Origin of the sequence: Pricia antarctica, from assembly GCF_900101815.1 — a bacterium.
Lineage (GTDB): Bacteria > Bacteroidota > Bacteroidia > Flavobacteriales > Flavobacteriaceae > Pricia > Pricia antarctica.
On sequence record NZ_FNAO01000017.1, the window covers coordinates 1 to 17,220 of the forward strand.

14 protein-coding genes and 1 pseudogene are annotated in these 17,220 nt (G+C 45.2%); all 15 read right to left on the minus strand.

Going from position 1 to position 17,220, the window contains the following annotated elements; translation table 11 throughout:
- On the minus strand, positions 1–423 hold a 423-nt coding region (locus tag BLT07_RS19875; RefSeq protein WP_091874217.1), incomplete at its 3' end, for a bifunctional 4-hydroxy-2-oxoglutarate aldolase/2-dehydro-3-deoxy-phosphogluconate aldolase.
- Positions 420–1,436, minus strand: coding sequence for a 2-dehydro-3-deoxygalactonokinase (locus tag BLT07_RS19880; RefSeq protein WP_091874219.1), 1,017 nt, complete (start codon positions 1,434–1,436; stop codon positions 420–422). The genes BLT07_RS19880 and BLT07_RS19875, both read right to left, overlap by 4 nt.
- Before the next feature lie 84 nt (positions 1,437–1,520).
- On the minus strand, positions 1,521–2,141 hold the full coding sequence (locus BLT07_RS19885) for a NanQ anomerase/TabA/YiaL family protein (RefSeq protein ID WP_091874222.1): 621 nt from the start codon (positions 2,139–2,141) through the stop codon (positions 1,521–1,523).
- Positions 2,142–2,344: 203 nt separating this feature from the next.
- Complete coding sequence (locus BLT07_RS21150; protein WP_175455392.1) at positions 2,345–2,506, minus strand: hypothetical protein; 162 nt, start codon at positions 2,504–2,506, stop codon at positions 2,345–2,347.
- Positions 2,507–2,787: 281 nt separating this feature from the next.
- Complete coding sequence (locus BLT07_RS21495) at positions 2,788–3,222, minus strand: RraA family protein (protein WP_245726619.1); 435 nt, start codon at positions 3,220–3,222, stop codon at positions 2,788–2,790.
- 47 nt (positions 3,223–3,269) lie between these two features.
- Positions 3,270–3,620, minus strand: a complete 351-nt coding sequence (locus tag BLT07_RS21500; protein ID WP_245726620.1) for an RraA family protein — start codon at positions 3,618–3,620, stop codon at positions 3,270–3,272.
- A gap of 131 nt (positions 3,621–3,751) precedes the next feature.
- A complete protein-coding gene (locus BLT07_RS19900) occupies positions 3,752–5,050 on the minus strand; it encodes a mandelate racemase/muconate lactonizing enzyme family protein (RefSeq protein WP_091874224.1) in 1,299 nt (432 codons plus the stop codon).
- Positions 5,051–5,065: 15 nt separating this feature from the next.
- Positions 5,066–6,031, minus strand: coding sequence for a cupin domain-containing protein (locus BLT07_RS19905; protein ID WP_139205180.1), 966 nt, complete (start codon positions 6,029–6,031; stop codon positions 5,066–5,068).
- 87 nt (positions 6,032–6,118) lie between these two features.
- Positions 6,119–7,546, minus strand: a complete 1,428-nt coding sequence (locus BLT07_RS19910; RefSeq protein WP_091874229.1) for a sulfatase-like hydrolase/transferase — start codon at positions 7,544–7,546, stop codon at positions 6,119–6,121.
- 136 nt (positions 7,547–7,682) lie between these two features.
- Positions 7,683–9,218, minus strand: coding sequence for a sulfatase (locus BLT07_RS19915; RefSeq protein ID WP_091874231.1), 1,536 nt, complete (start codon positions 9,216–9,218; stop codon positions 7,683–7,685).
- Positions 9,219–9,310: 92 nt separating this feature from the next.
- The gene (locus BLT07_RS19920; RefSeq protein ID WP_091874234.1) at positions 9,311–9,928 is read right to left on the minus strand and encodes a fasciclin domain-containing protein; all 618 of its coding nucleotides are present in this window, start codon (positions 9,926–9,928) and stop codon (positions 9,311–9,313) included.
- Positions 9,929–9,952: 24 nt separating this feature from the next.
- Positions 9,953–11,395, minus strand: coding sequence for a RagB/SusD family nutrient uptake outer membrane protein (locus BLT07_RS19925; RefSeq protein WP_091874236.1), 1,443 nt, complete (start codon positions 11,393–11,395; stop codon positions 9,953–9,955).
- Between the two features lie 13 nt (positions 11,396–11,408).
- A pseudogene (locus tag BLT07_RS19930) lies at positions 11,409–14,836 on the minus strand (carboxypeptidase-like regulatory domain-containing protein); the annotation flags it as partial.
- A 163-nt stretch (positions 14,837–14,999) separates the two neighbouring features.
- On the minus strand, positions 15,000–16,124 hold the full coding sequence (locus tag BLT07_RS19940) for a FecR family protein (RefSeq protein ID WP_091874242.1): 1,125 nt from the start codon (positions 16,122–16,124) through the stop codon (positions 15,000–15,002).
- Positions 16,125–16,231: 107 nt separating this feature from the next.
- Positions 16,232–16,828, minus strand: coding sequence for an RNA polymerase sigma-70 factor (locus BLT07_RS19945; protein WP_091874244.1), 597 nt, complete (start codon positions 16,826–16,828; stop codon positions 16,232–16,234).
- Between the last annotated feature and the right edge of the window lie 392 nt (positions 16,829–17,220).

Consider the following 17,220-nt stretch of genomic DNA (forward strand, 5'->3'; position numbering starts at 1 on the left):
GCCAACAGTTGTCGCCGGAAATATCTTTATCATGGAAGCACCCATTGACCATGCCCTGTAAATTTCCGATGGGGTAAAGGCCCCCGGGAAAATAGGAATTTTTTTGTCCACACAGTTCAGGATAACTTTTTCATTAATAATGGGTGTTACGATAAACCGGGCCCCGGCATCAAGGGCCTTGTTCAGGTCGTCCTCGCTACAAACGGTTCCCGCACCTATATTCATGCTAGTGGAATAATTATCAACGGCATACTTAATCATCTCTCCTGCCCGTGCGGTATTCATCGTTATCTCTATGTTCGTCAGGCCGGCATCATGGAATTGCGGCAGAATATTCTTCAGATCATCAAAAGCCAAATTTCTTACTATTCCGATAATCGGGACTTTTGAAAACAGTTCCCAAAAAAATGGATTTTCTCTCATAAGCTTAGCCCCTTTGATTTTAACGATTCATTTTGGAATATTTTGATCTGGCCGGAAATAGCGGCCTTATCGACCAATTCATCGGAAATCAAAATAGTCCTTTTTAACAGGTCGAGCTCCTCAAAGGCCAATTTGTAAAATTCAAATAATTTACTGCCACTGCACAAAATCAATTGACATCCCAGTTTTTGGCGAAGATGGTTTAGTTCCGCTCCGATTAACAGCCCACTTAAAAAAAGGAAGTTTTGTTCCTTATTTAACTTACTGAAAAGCTGGTTCGTTCTGACAGTAAATAAACTGTTCAGCACATTAGCGGATTTTGATTTGTCAACACCTGATTTAAACACATCCAATTCATTTTGGGCGTATTTATTCAAACCTTTGGTCTCGACCGATTGTTTTAAAATACTGTGATCGGCCATTAGGCCGAAAATCTCACCGGTCATAAAGGTCTGGAAGTCGATCAGCCGGTTATCACTCAGTACAATATGTTTGGAATGCGTTCCCGGGAATATCAGAATAGATTCTTTCAATAGGTTCTTCGACAAATGAGGTGAGGACGCCAACCCGATCAGCTGTGTCTCCTCGCCCCGCATTACATCGGTGTCGCTTCGGACACCCGAGATGAGCAGGATATGATGGGGGAAATCCTCCTGTGGATCAAGATGCACGATACTTGCATCGCTTCCGTCCACGGGAAAGGGCAATGTAGCATATGGGAGCTCCTTAAGGCCTATAGAGGACGAGGCCATCCCGGAAATCACTATTGGAACATCATCCAGTTCAATGGATGACTTTTGGGATAATACATCTACTTGCTTTCTTAACCGTTGCCGGAAAAACCGATCCCGGGAATTGCTGCTCGTCCCTTCCTCGTTTTTCCAGGCATTGAAGGTATCGGAGATACCATCGGTGGAACGCACTTCACCGATAACCTGTTGATCATCAATGTTTACCAACTGTAACCGGAAAGAGGATGTTCCCCAATCACAGCACAATAAATATTCTTTCATCCTATCGAGTTTTATCATTATTGCCCTACCTGCCCGCTCCAGGGAAGAGACCGGGCGAGTATGGCCAACAACAGTGGTACAAATTCATTCCCCTGTCCTTACCTTGATTACTATCTTCTTTACCGGCGCATCGTCATCGACCTTGATCCCCGGACGATGGGCATCCTGCGGAAAGAAAATAAAGAACTGTTCCGGGTCCCCGATATAATATTTTCCTTCCCCTGTATAAAAGGCTATGTCCTTAGGGCCGTCATAGGGCTCGGTAAGCTTAAGTGATGTAAAAGGTTCGATGCCCATCCATTCCTTCCCCTTGATGACGTATTGGATATCGCTATAATGCCGATGCGATTCCCACTTTCCCTGTTCGAATGTTTTCCCGGGGCCTTCGGTTATGATAACGTACACATTTTTACCGTCTATTTGGAAAGTACCGGGCCCGATATCTTCAAGATCGGTTGTCCTCAGGTACTCAAAGGCTTTGTCCCATCCCGTTTTGTTGTCGCGGTATTGTCTTGCGAATTCCTTTTGGTCTATGGACCGATGGGGCTTTAGCTTCAGGCCATTTAGCCAATTATGGCTATTGTACCATTGTGCGGTTTCCTTCGTGATGTTACCGTTTTCTTTCTGGGCCATACTATTAAGGCTTAAAAGGAAAAAGGAGATGAAAATTACCATCGTTGATTTCAATTGACATTTCTTTTCCATGTTGTAAAAAATTTAAGTTGAACATTTGATAGGATCAATAAAACGTGCTACCAGTTATGGATGGAACCATCGGGGGGCTTTCAAGCCTGGATGCGGAAATTTCGTCTTTTCGGTTATCTCCATTATAAAATCGGCTTTCTTCGCGTCGAATTTTACTCCAAGTCCCGGACTTGGTTCAAGGTATAGTTTGCCCTCCCTAAAGCCTACAAAATCTTAGTTGAAATACTTAGGCCGTTCGGGTTCTCCCCCGGCCTCCTCATGGCGATTTTTTCCATTAAATCTTCTGTCTCCGACAGTTTTTCTTTTGCAAATGGCTTGTCGAACAACATGTTCTCCCTAATAAATTTGCACAATGATTCGCTCATTATATTTATGTTTGATTCATTGTGACTGCATGAACAAACATCTAGTTATCGTAATTTTAAATTATAGGACTCTCCTTTCATTTGACTATTATTCTTTATTTCCAAAACAGAAATTTGTCGGAAACATTTGAAGACCTCGGCCGATGATCGATTTCCGACGGGATTAGAGAATCGGTGAAAAAAGGTAAAACTATCACCACGTTCGCTTGCTCAATATTTTATCCACTTGTTCCTTGGTCATCTTGCCAGGTTCGGGATGTTCTTTGAGCCATATCACAAAATTATCCCTGACCTTGTCCGTCCACTGGCTGTCTATCTCGCCCGTGGTATGTTGTTTGGAACTTACCATTTGGAAACCAAAGACGTCCGAACTCCGCCGTACCGACCACCTGCTCGGCCAGATGTGCGGGAATGAACAGGATCCCTTCCATCTTCGCGAGTACAAGGTCGCCAGGTAGTACCATCACACGTCCGATACGTATAGGGGTATTTAAGCCCATGAGTACCTCCTCTTCGAGAAAGGATGGATGGAAATCGCGCACAAATGCATTGAATCCCTTTATCTTGCCAATACTTTCCAGATTACGTGCACTTCCGTTGAAAACAACACCATTGCCAAATCTGCTATATATAGAAGTCGCCAGTATGGCGCCCATCAGGGTACCTGCATCGATTTTTCCGAAACTATCCTCCACGTAGACATCGCCCGGTAACAAAACCTCTATGGGCCATGCATTTGTGTTGCCTTTTCGGCCCTGATGATTTATGCCCCTCTCCTTAATCTTTTTTCCACGTCCGGGCGGCTGGGCATGAAAAGCGCCGTAAGGGCACAACCTACAATGGGCACATCATCATGCACTAATTTCCAACCGCCCTCGAATTGGTTCGTATAGCCTTCGCTTTCCAGAACCGTCCATGCATCGTCGATGCCAATCTTAATTTCGCGTTCCAGTAATTCATCGGATATTTTGGGGCGGCCGTCATCGAACCTTTCTCCATGCCACTCAGAGGTCAAAAAAACCAATTCCTCCTTGGAAATTATTTGGGCGGATATAAAATTCACATCTAGTGATAATACTATGCAAAATATTGAAAGTTGTATGTAACGCTTCATATTCCTGATTATAATTAATTGACATTCGCCCAAACGGTACTATGTTTTATCAATTTTTTTGAAATGTATATAGACAACAGGCCAAGTAATATTTGCATTTGAATCAGCATCTTTTAGGACAGGGGGTCGATCTACTGTTTATCCCATTCCGATGTTCTGGCAAAAATCGACCGGTCCGACGGATGGAGAATTGTTTTGATATGCTCCATGTCCAGTTCAATTCCCAATCCCGGCGAATCGGGAACGTGTGCAGAGCCTTGGGTTATCAGCGGCTGTCCGTCGATCGTCTTAACAATTTTTGTCCACTCCGGTATCTCGTCACCTTCCGGATGGAATTCCAGAACGGCACAGTTCTGGGTGGCGGCCGCACAATGGACGTTGGCCATGAACGAGACCGGCGTACCCGCATAGTGGAGGGCCTGGCCGATACCATGGTCCTCGGCGTAATCCCCTATCTTCTTGGTCTCAAGGATACCGCCGGCCGTGGCCATGTCCGGATGGACGATATCCACCGCATGCAGGTCGCATAGGTTCTGGAACGTTTCCCTGCCATAGATGTCCTCTCCCGAGGCGACTGGGGTTCCTATCGCCCCCGAGACCGCTTTGAGCTGATCTGGCCTTCTCCAGTTTACGGGTTCCTCCATCCACGCCAACCTCGCCGGTTCGAGCGCATTTCCCAACCGGATCATGTTGCCCACGGAGCTGTCCCCGAAATGGTCCGCACTGATCGGAATTTCGGGGCCCACTGCCCTGCGCACCGTGTGCAGATATTCGGCGATTCCGTCTATGCCCTTTTGTGAGAGCCTGCGGGACCCCTCTCTGTAATAGCCGCCGGGGATTCCTTCGGCAACTCTGTAGCAACGGGTCATCTTCAACCATGTATAGCCCTCGTTGTCGACACGCTGTTTTACCTTTTTTACTATAAGGTCAAAATCCATATCGGCATGTGTATCCGCATAAAGACGGACTTTATCGCGGTATTTCCCGCCCAATAGTTGCCACACCGGTGCGCCATAAGCTTTCCCGGCCAAATCCCACAAGGCCATTTCGACCCCGCTGACACCTCCTCCAAGGCGGCCGTGTGTACCATGTGGTTTGAGATTTTTGAAAATCATTTCCACATTGCACGGATTTTGGCCCAGCAAGAGCTTTTTCAGAAGTAGCGCATATTTCTTGTCCCCGCCATCGCGCACCTCCCCTAGACCATGGATATCCTGGTTCGTATCTATGCGTAGGATCGGGCAGGGCCTTCCCAGATGTTCCACTATGACATAGCGCAGATCGGTAATTTTCAGGTTTGAGGGGCCGGAAGACCGATCGACATTGGAAGTGGTGGCGGCCACTATGTCCTCTATCGGGGAGAACATCATCCCACTTAGCGTAATGCCACCGAGCACGGAATTTTTTATGAAACTTCGTCTATCTTTCATAGTATTGATTATGGTTTATTCTTTTTTCGATTGGGGTTTGGACGGATCGTCGGAGCGGATGGCCAAAATAATGGAATGTTCCTCGCCTTCCTTGTTCAGGCTATAGAAACCCAGTTCGGTTCCCGCGGCCCAGTAAAAGGCATCCCCTTCCTGACAGGGATGTCGATCGTCGTTGCCGTGCTTATCCAGACCGGCGATCATATACCCGCTGCCCTTTAATACAAAGTACACTTCTTCCTGGGTCTTATGATGATGGGGGTTGTTCGTTCCGCGCGGTGCGAAGTCCATGATGAACAGGCTTTTCACCAGCGACGCGGCCGCCAATCTATCCCTGTCGCTGGTCGTATCGCCCATGAGCAGTTTGTATTGCGTGGACGGGCCATGGCTGCCCAGGACCTGAAGTTCGACGTCGTCTGAATTGGCGATCTGTAGCTCCTCTTTCGGACTGTAGTCTTTTTTGTCCCCCAATCTGTAACCCATCAAGAACACTTTTATCGGCTTATCGCTCAAATTCGTTATACCATGTCCGACCCCTGCCGGGACATACATAAAATCGTTGGTCTTGAGCGGAATTTTTTTTTCATCATATAGCAAAGAGCCCTTCCCTTCCGTAACATAGAGCACATATTCCTCGTCGGGGCGTTTTATTACAGTACTCCTGCCCCCGGGGTCTAAGGTCAGCTCCCCGATCCGAGTGATGCCGTTGAGATGTGCCCCATCTTTATCCCCCTCCCCGAAAATAGGTTTGTACCTCGCCGTGGCGGTGTTCGAGACAAGGTCCGCGGTATCGCTATACCCTAGGTTCGGTACATAGCGCGACAGATAAAATTGCCGGTCAGGGGCATACTTGTCCGATTGCCGGTTCGACTCGGAGGGGGCCGCGGCAATCAGTGCACCTGTGGGGGCAAGCACCATCCCCCCCAGGGAAATACCGCCGAATAAGGAATTTTTAATAAACTTTCTACGGTTTTTTATATTCATAGGATTTATATCTTTGGTCAAATGGATAATTCTTTGGGGATTCCCAACAATGCGCGTTCCTTCAAAAGGGATAATCGAACAATTATATTACTTTTCGGTCTTAGCATAGGAAGATGTCAGTTGAAATAAAATTCCGGGGTCGTCGTACATTTTTTTCTGTTCATCTAGTTCCTTTTTCATCTTTTCTACTATTAGAAGGTATTCGCCGTCTTGAATCAGATTGTTCACCTCAAAGGGGTCATCCTTTAAATTGTAGAGCTCGTCCATATCGGGAATTTCGGTCCAACTTATATACTTCCAAGTATCGGTACGGACCGCTTTCCAGGCCGGAATACCTCCCTCCCCTTTCCCCCTTGTCTTTAATCCATAATACTCCGGATAAAATTCAAAAAGGAGTGCCTTTCGAGGCTTGTTAAGATTGCCACCTGCAAAAACGGGAAGGAAGGATCTTCCCTGAACGTTCTTGGGAACGGGAACACCCGCAAGGGATAGGATAGTTGGTGCCACATCGATGTTCAGAATGGATACTTCGGAAGTAGAGCCTGCCTTTACAAGGGGCGGGTATCTCACAAAAAAAGGCACCCTAATGGATTCTTCATAGGGAGCCCGTTTTTCGGTAAAGCCGTGCTCACCAAAGAAAAATCCGTTGTCCCCCGTAAAAATGATCATCGTTTTATCAAGAAGATTTTCCTCCTCCAAGGTTTTCAATATCCGGCCGACCCCATCATCGATATCTACCAACATGCGGGAAATGTTCCTGATATCCTCATCTGTCGGAGGCGTCATTTCCACGTCTTGCAATGCAGGTTGTCTTACGATAGGGGCGTTTGCGCTTTTGGCCCTGACAATTGGAACATCCTTGTACAGATTTCTGTTCCTTTCCGCCGCAAGAAGATTTTCGGTACCATAGCTCGTATGTACCGACCTTGGCATCAATAAAACACTAAAGGGCCCATTTTTATTTTGTTTGATGAACCTCACGGCCTCATCGCTGGATATATCCGTAGCATGGCCCTTGAATTCTGTCTGGACGCCGTCCACGTTTACGGTGGGATCCATTTTATAGGCGCGGTTAGGGCCTGTACAGAACCACCGGTCGAACCCGGGATGGGGGGTTATATCCGCGTTTTTTCCAGTTTCCCATTTTCCTATAAAACATGTCTTATAACCTGCTGCCTGTAAGAGCATAGGATATGTTGTCAATGTCTGGTTATATCCATAAGGGACCGTGTTTTTGTACGAACCGTTGGTATGTGCGTACTGCCCAGTCAAAATACTTCCCCTGCTCGGACCGCAAATGGGGGTCACCACGAACGAATTCTCCATAACCATCCCTTCCCTTGCGATACGGTCGATGTTCGGTGTCTTGACAAAGGGATGTCCCGTAATTCCAAGCCCGTCCCATCGCAGTTCGTCTACGTCGATGACAATTACATTTGGCCGCTGCACAGTCTGTGCGGGCAATCTTTGACAAAAAAATGAGAGCAAAAGAAATAGTGTCGAATAATACTTCATGATAGTCTAATTTTAAAGTGTTTTAAGTTTACAAACCAATGTCATAAATTTCGGCACCTCTTTACCGGCCGCAGCAATCAGAATGCTTCAAGTCGTTCGTTACCAAGGGTGCAATTGCCAGAAATTTCACAGGTTTCTACCTAATAAAAACCTTCATGGTATCCAAGTTTTCAAATTGCCCGAACAAAGGGTCATATAGTTTGACAAAATCTTTGGGTACGTGTTCATCTAATGCTTTGAGTATTTCACTATATTCGGCCATCGCGGCCAAGTTCTTGAATTCCTTGGGATCCTTTGTAATATCATAAAGTTCCCTGTCCCCATTTTGATACCGGATATAACGCCATCTATCAAGGCGCACGGCAAAATTTCCCGGCCCGTGCCCCATAAGCGCCGGCTTTTCCCAAACTGTTTTGGGGTTATTGAGCAATGGCACTAAACTATTGCCATCCAAATCTTGGTCGATCTCCAGTCTACAAAGATCGACCAGTGTAGGATAGATATCCTGTAACGAAACCGGGGAGCTAACCGACTTTCCGTTCGATGGTGAGTTCGGCATCCGGATAATAAATGGGGTTCTTGTGCCCCTTTCCCAAAGGGTAAATTTCCTCCAATGCTCTTTTTCCCCCAAATGCCAGCCATGGTCTCCCCATAGCACGATTATAGTATTATCTGCATAGGGACTGGCATCCAAAGCATCCAAGACCTTCCCGAGCATCTTGTCCGCATAAGTCGATGCCGCCAAATAGGCGCGGACGTGCCTTTTCCAGAACATAGGCCGCTTTGTGATGTATTGATGATCGCTTTCGAATTCCTTCGTAAAAAAACCGAACATGGATTGTGCGAATATCTTACCGGCATGGGGAATATCGTCCAAATCGTTCTTGGGGACTTCGGGAAGTTGAATATCGTTAACATCCAGCCGGTCGAAAAAGGATTGGGGCGCGACCCACGGCATATGTGGTTTCACGAACCCTACCGCTAAAAAGAAAGGTTTATCATGTTCTTTGTTTAGTTCATTGACGGCCCAATCGGAAAACTGGACATCGAGCATTTGGTTTACGCTATCTGGGGCAACGGGCCCAAAGGTCAAAAATCCATCATTGCTTATAAAAGACTGTGGGTTTTTCAAGTCTGGCTTTTGTTGTCTGCGGGGACTGAAATAGGTTTCAAAATCCGCCTCGATTTCGGGGTCGGGCTCACGCGTGGAAAAATGGCTGATTTTTCCAGTTCCTGCCGTATAATAACCGTTTTCCCTAAAGGCCGTGGGCAAACTTTTTCGTGAACGGAACATATCAGGTATGCCGTTTACCCTGGCATAGGTCCGCATATTTCTGGGAGAATAAAAGATACTGTTGCCATAGGCACCTGTTTTATATGGATGCAGGCCGAACAAAATCGCTGTTCTGGACGGCCCACACGATGGGGCGGAAGGGTACGCATGGGTAAAGGCGACCCCGGATTTTGCAAAGCGGTCCAGATTGGGCGTAAGTGCCTGGGGGTGCCCCTTTAGGTAACCCGTCCAGTCGTTTAAATCGTCAATGGCAATGAACAGCACATTGGGTTTTTCCGTGTTGGCTACTTTATCGACATTGGTTTGCTTCTGGGATGCTACTAATGTAGAATTCAAGAATAGCAGAATAGAAAGAAGCATTATGTAGTAATAGTTCATAATTACAATTTGGGAATTTGTTCTTTTGAGTAAGATATTCCGTTGGTAAAGAGTACAAAACAGGCTATCCGAAAGTTTTTTTTGGAAGCTATTTAAAAGGGAGACCACCTCACAAATTTCTGCATCTGATGACCGACCCCATTGGTAAATTCATAGTTATGTAGGTATACAGAGGCCCCTTTGGCTGAAGAGGGCAAATCAGGGCTTCCCGCCCTGTTGATCTGTAGTTCCATATACCTACGCCATTTCCAAACATTGATACGGCCGTTGTTGCCTTCGATCAATGTTTGTAACTGAACATCTTCTTGACTATTGAGGTCATTTTGAGTAAAACGCTCCGTAATTATATGATATCTGAGAAATTTTTGCAATGTTTCGATGGGTATGTCCTCAAGCGAAACCGCAGCCTGATCATCCAAAAATTCCTGCATGGCCTCGTTTCTCAGCATGAGTATGGTTTTGTCATCGCCTCCATCGGTATAGAGGTTTTCTAGCCCGGCAATCTGTATAGCATCTACCATAAGCCCGAAATCGGACTGTTGTTGGTTCATGAATTCCCATATAGTGGTTTCAAAGGCGGGGCTAGGCTCATATATTCTAGCGTCTTCATCAAAGTCATATTCCTTTTGAAGATCTAAGTCACAACCTGTAAGTAGTATCAATACCAAAGACAACTTGGTTATGGATATAAATTTTTTTGTATATTTCATATTTATCGATTTTAAAAAATCCTGTTATTTGTAAGCCTCGTTCTGCTCTATATTAGGATTACGATTTAATACATTTTGGGAGATGGGCCATAGTATCTCATTTTCGTTATCCAGACCATTGGAATTCCCTTTTATATCGGTCACTTGGCTCATAACTTCTACGGCCACACCATTACGGACCAAATCCCAGAAACGTTGTCCTTCGCCCACGAGCTCGAATTGCCTTTCGTCCAATATTAAATCCCGCATCTCAATCTGGTTTCCGGAATCTACATCGGTACCGTCGACGAGAATTGGCAAAGTGCGTGCCGTTCGAATTTCATTTAATATGCCTAAAGCAGCAGAACCGTTGCCCAGATAATTTTGGGCTTCTGCTTTTAGCAACAACAGCTCGCTCAGCCTAAACATCGGAACATCCACGTCGTTTACGGCAGAAGCATCCTGTTGATCGCGCCGATCTGTGAAGACGCCTAAATATTTGGTCAATGTTCTAAGGAAGGGAAACTCGTCCGGGTTGGTTATCTCGATATCGAAGGCGGCAGTCTCTGGAATCCGGTAATCGCCCGGTATAGAAGATTCCCATTTTGTCTCCAAAGTTTCGGCGGGCACTAGGTTCGGAGTGCCGCTAGAAAATGCGCCGACACCTCCGTTGTTACCATCTTCGGCAAAATTCCATTTTAGCCAAAATATGATTTCGCTACTGCTCTCGTTGCCCTGAAAAATGTTTATCCATCCTTCGGGTGTTGTTTCCAGTGCATACCCTAAAGTTTCCAGCTCGTTAATGGCGTCCAATGTAATTTGGTAATTCCGATGCTGTCCAGGCCAAGCATAAACATGAGCCTTTAATGCCAATAGACTTCCACGGGATATAAAATTCATGTTGGCGTCGGTCTGAATCAAACTTTCCGCCCTTACCAAGTCGGGCAGGATTATATCATTGTAAATTTCCATTTTTGGTGATCTCGGCTTATTGATATCCCCGCTCGCCTCTTTTATAGATTCCGTAATCTTCGGAACATCGCCCCAAACCCGGACGGCATAAAAATAAAGCATGGCCCTCATTGTCAAAGCTTGGGCCAATAAGCCATCCTGACTGGCAAAGGCCGAAATTTCTGGGATTTTTTCTATGGCGATATTGGCGTTGGCGATGGCAGCGTAGAGGGTGGTCCAATCCGAACCATCTGTGCCAATTGTCAGATTATTACTTATTACCGCTTCGGCAGAGGCGTCGGGCCTATCGTTAAGTATAAAGTTGTCGCCCCTGAGTTCTCCCCAGTTCCAAAAATTGGTTTCCAGGGCTTTTTGCATGGCATCGTAGATGGCCGCCACGCCAAGTTCGGCATCAGAGCGGGTCTGCCAAAAGCCCGATAAACTAATCTGGCTTTTTGAAGGGGTATCCAAGAAATCATCGCACGAAACGATTGAAATCAAGAAGATGATTATTAAAATAAATCTATTTAGTTTCATCGGTAACGATTTAAAAGTTAATATTTATTCCAAGCAGAAATTCACGGCCTCTTGGATACCTACCGTTATCTACGCCCGAGTTAAGGGCACTGACATTATCTCCCGTAACTTCAGGGTCCGGCCCTATATAGTTCGTCCATACAAGCGCGTTGTTGACCGAGCCGAAAACGGTAAAACGTTGCATGCCCAAGATCTCTATCCATTGGTCAGGTAGGTCATAGGTCAGTTTTATGTTCCTTAGCTTTATAAAATCGGCTTCTTCCACCCAATAAGAGGTCGGTGCCGTCGTGCCCAAAAGGTTCTGATTTCTTCTGGCACCCGGGAATATGGCCGTTTCGTCGCCAGGCCCTTCATATGTATTGTTTATTATATAAGGTACTGGCGTCCATGAATTCAGGGTAAAGTTCGACATGGTCTGATAGAAGTTGTTGAATACCTCGACATCGAACTGATAGTCGAACAAAAAGGAAAATCTCAAGTTCTTATAAGTAAACTGATTTCTCCAACCTCCATAATATTTTGGATACGGATTGCCCAGTAATTTACGGTCATCACCGTCAATGGTGAAATTACCGTCGCGGTCTATGTACTGATAATCTCCCCCACCGCTAACGGTTCCACCAACGGTCAATTGGTCTACCTGACCGTTGTAGGTAGCACCGTCCAAGGTGTAATTGGTGAATGTGCCATCCCCCGAAAAGTTCGGGGTAAGTTGCGTGCCCTCCGGTGTAAAGGCATTGGACTCGTCATAGGCAAAAATGCCCTCTATCCCATAGCCAAAAAAACTTCCTAAAGGACTTCCGGTTTCCGTAATGTGGTTGTCCGATATAATAGGAACGCCCCCGGCAAGTTCGTTAACGTTATTGTTGTTGATGGCAATATTAAAATCGGTCTGCCAACTGAAATCGTTCAGGACTATCGGCGTTGCATTCAGTGTCAGTTCGAGCCCATTGTTGCTGACTTCACCAACGTTCACACGTGTCTGTAAAAAGCCGGTCTGGGCAGGTAGTGGTAAGTTTGCCAGTAGTTTGCTCGTCGTCTTTTCATAATAATCGAAAGTAAAATTCAAACGGTTGGAAAATAGGGCAAGGTCCAGTCCAAAATTGGTCTGGTTGGTTTCCTCCCATTGAATGGCAGGGTTGCCCAGTTGATTGGAAAGCCCGATACCGTTAAGGCCATTATAGAAATTCGAGGTGGATAGCAAGAAATCGAAATCCCTATTGTTGATTCTCTCGTTTCCGGTGATGGCGGAACTGAACCGTAACTTCGCATCCTTTATGAAGGTCAGATTTTCCATGAATTTCTCGTTGCTGAACCGCCAACCCAGTGCTATCGAAGGGAAAAGTCCCCATTTGTTTTCAGGTCCAAAACGCGACGAACCATCGCGTCTGTAAGTGGTGGCAACCAAGTACTTGTCATCATAGGCATAGGTCGCCCTGCCGAAAAACGACATTAGGGAATGATCGTTCTGATCTTCCGTATAGGTATTGTTAAGGTCTATAGCTTCCAGACCGCCAAGATTGTTCAGGGTCGGTATTAAATTATTGGCCAATAAGCCCCTGATACGTTCTTCCGGACGGGCCCATTTCTGCGCGCTAAAGCCGAGCAGACCGGTTATTACATGTTTCCCCATTGTGGTATCATAATTCAGGAAACTCTCATGTATCCAGTTATAATCCAAGGAGGAAAAGAACTCGGCCTGAATATCGGCACTTTGACTGCTGACGAATTCGGGTTGAAACCAGGTGTTCCGCGTGTAGTTATAATCGACACCGTTGTTGGTGCGGAACTTCAGACCTTCAAGGATATCGAATTCCAAATATGTGAAAAAGTTTCCTCGGAGGTTTCTAAAACGCACATCGGATCGTGAAAGTTCGTCCAGAATATTGGCCCTGCCCCTAAAACTGTTGGCACTGGCAATGTAAGAACCGTCCGGGTCGATGTAAGGACTGTAGGCGGCCTTGATGATTGCAGAGCTGATAACTTCCGTTTCATTGGCCTGGTCGATATTCTTGGTTTCCTCGTACGATAGGCCCAGACGGACTCCCATACGGATATTGTCCGTAAAGTCGTGGTCTACGTTCAGCCTGGTGTTGAGCCTCGTGAAATTGCTATTGATGGTCAGCCCGTCTTGGTCGATCAGTCCGGTATTCCAATAAAATTTCGTTTTCTCCCCACCGGACGACAGACTCACGTTTACCTGGTCCTTTGCGGCAGTTTGGAAGAAAAGATCCTGGAAATCATTGTTTAACTGGTACATTTGGTTCAAGGTATCGACCAGACCGTTACCCTCCGTACCTCTTAATAGGTCGTACAATTGTCTTTCCCTGGCGTTCGCTACGGGAACTTTCCTAAGTTTGCTAAAGCTCTTTATATAGTTTACATTAATCGAAGTCTTGCCCGCCCTACCGGATTTAGTGGTCACGATGACCACACCGTTCGCGGAACGGGAGCCATAGATCGCGGCGGAAGCACCGTCTTTCAACACCTCCAAGGATTGGATGTCGTTCGGGTTGATGTTATCGATATTGTCCACAGGTTGTCCGTCTACCACGTACAATGGGTCGGTACCCCATTGATGGTGGAAGTACCACGGATTCTTATGGATGCCCCCGAACCGGGAGCCCCGGAACCCGTATTGATCTGCACGCCTGCCAGCTGGCCCTGTACAGCCTCGAAAACGTTTGCCGGTGTGCGTTGTGCTATTTCTTCCGTGCTTACCGAGGATATGGACCCCGTAACATCTCTCTTGCGTTGGGTTCCATAGCCTACCACTACCACCTCGTCTAGATTGGCGGCACCTTCCTGTAAACTGATCAAAAGATTTGTCTGTCCGTTTATGGCTACTTCCTTGGTTGCAAATCCGACATATGAAATCTCCAATGTCGCGTCTAAATCGGTTACATCGATTGAAAAATTACCGTCGAAATCGGTGGTTACCCCGTTCGTAGTACCTTTTTCGACGATGCTCGCACCTGGCAAGGGTTGTCCACTGGAATCGGTGACACTACCGCTAACTGAGTGCTGTAAAAAGGATTTAGGGGTGGTGTTCATCGTGTCAAGGTTTATAACTGCCTTCTTTCTTTTGACAAGGTATACTCTATTATCCGTCAGGTTATATGTGGTTCTTGTATTTTGGAACACTAGGTCCAGTACAGTTGTAATCGACTCTTTCTTGACCCTAACGGAAACGGTTCGTTCTAAATCTACATCATCGAGCCTATAGACAAACTCGAATTCCGTACTACCTTCAATTTCATCTATCAAACGACCAACGGTAACACCGTTTAGATTTAGGGTTATCTTGTTACGCTGCCCGAACGTTTCATTTGCCTGCATTGAAAAGAGGGTTGCCAGAAGCAGCAGGGTACTGAATTTCATTTTCAAACTGAATTTGAACAACGGATAAAGGTTTCTTATGAGCCTAGGAAGTTTTTTCATATTTTTATAGTTTTAGTCGCGGTTATTGGTTTGATCGCCTTTACCGATCGAGAAATGTTCGTTGCACTTTCCGATTTTTTATAGGTCAGGTCAGGCCGTTCATTAATTGATATTACTTGGTTCTATTTCATGGGCTTTTTGGTTGTTAATTCTGAAGAGGGGGTTAATAGATCACTATACCCGTATCCGTAAAATTATATTCGACCCCATAGTTGGCGCTTAGTTCTTCAAGTACTTTTTCAATAGGTTCGTCCCCAAAATTGGCATTGAATTCCTCGTCCTTGATCTCTATATTATTGTTTACAATAACAATATTGTAGTGTCGCTCCATTTTTTTCAAAATATTGTTAAAGGTTATATTTCGAAAAACCAGGTTACCGTTTATCCAAGAGGTATAGATATCCGTAATGACCTCCGAAGTACTTATATTATTGTTGTTCTTGTCCAGACTACCTTTAAAACCGGGTTTTAGAAAAGTGTATATATGTGTATCATTTCCTTTCGATTCCGTATAAAGACTTACCGAACCTTCCACGAGAACAACTTCGGTAGCCTCATCTTCCGTATAGGCGGAAACATTGAAGCGTGTTCCCCAGACCTCAATATGCAGTTGGTTGGCATTTACGATGAAAGGGTGGGCGGTATCCTTGGCAACCTCCAAATAGGCCTCACCCGTAATGTGGACTTCCCGGTTCAGGCCCGGTAGGAAGTGAACAGGATATTTGATGGAAGAACCTGCATTGAGATGTGCCACGGTACCATCCGATAATTGAAGTTCAAACGTTCTGCCATAGGGCACGGCCAAAGTATTGAATACTAGCTCTTTTGCGGACTTGCTATCGGAATATTTTAAACTTGATCCTTCTTGGTGTCCAACAATTTTACCTTGCGTATCCAGAACCTTGACATTTCCTTTCTCATCAATGGTTTTTATTGTACCATCTTCAAGTTCTAGCGTAATGGCGTTTTCAGGTTTGTTGGTTGTAATAACACTGGCGGTATCGTCCAAATAAATATAACTTGCCGCTATAAAACCGATGATGACGGCCGCGGCCGCATACCTGCCCCAACTTTTAAGGTCTGTAAATTTCCTTTTTACAGTTCCCATATTAACAGTGGACCATATAGATTCCCCTATTTCCTTTTTGTGGATATCACTGTTGAAAGAAGGTTCCGGGTTCAGCCTAAGTAGTTCTTCTTTGAATTGCTCCAACAACTCCATTTCCGAATCGGAAATGGAGTTGTTAAGATATTTATCCAATAGTTTTTTGAATTCCTGCTCTTGCATAGTACGGTCCTGTACCTATATGAACCATAACTGGCCTCGAACTCACACAAAATTTTGAACTTTAACATTTGGGAATGTGCTGGACCGGGAAAGATTCCAGAACCGGACTAGTGCAGGATACTATAAATAAGGAGAAAAAGGTTTGTTGCGGAAGATCGGGCAAGTATCAGATTTTGCCGAATAGATTTCAGGGCCAACGAAATCTGATTTTCAACTGACCTCTTGGATACACCCAATTTTAAGGCGATTTCGTCATTGGACGTATCATCGAACCTGCTCAATCTAAAAATTTCTTGACATCTTGAAGGCATCGCTTGAAGGGTGGTTTCAATGACCAATTGGGTGTCCTCCAGATCGTACCGGCTCTCGATATCCGCAGCTACACTGAACTGTAAGGGATTTATCGCCTGTGTATGTGTTGAAGTAAAATTGTTGTCCCGCAAATACTTGAAACATCCGTAGTGGACAGACTTGAACATATAACCTTCGAAGTTTTGAATATCCAGACTATTTCGTCCCTGCCATATATTCAGCCAAATATCCTGTACGATATCCTTTGCGACGTCTTCATCCAAAACAACCGATTTGGCCGCTATGAACATTTGCTGCCAGTAAAGGTCGAAAAGCTTTTGGAATGCTTTTCGGTTACTATTTTTGACTTTTGCAAAAACTAGGTTATATGTTTTCAGTTCTATATCGGACATTTTATGATTATGAATGATATCAACTCTTGAATTCACTAAATATATAAAAATTTTCGTTTAAAATAAATAATTGAAAATTATATGACCCTTCTGGAGTATGAAGCCCATCCGAGCGAAAACGTGCGCTGAGGATTAAAATGTATTAAAAATAGGATGGAATTTCTATAATTCGGTTATGGTATATGTTGTAAGTCGTCATTCTATGCTTTAATGGCCGTCGGTAAATACTGCGATTCCAATGGATCAATTTAGTACGACTTACGCTCTCCTCGGTATGGAGTGCATTTAAACCCCCGCGGCTGTTGCACAACTCCGATAAACATCAATTTTTGCTTTCACCGATGCGCGGAAATCCGTAAATTGAAGGTATGCAAGGAAGAAAGAACTATACC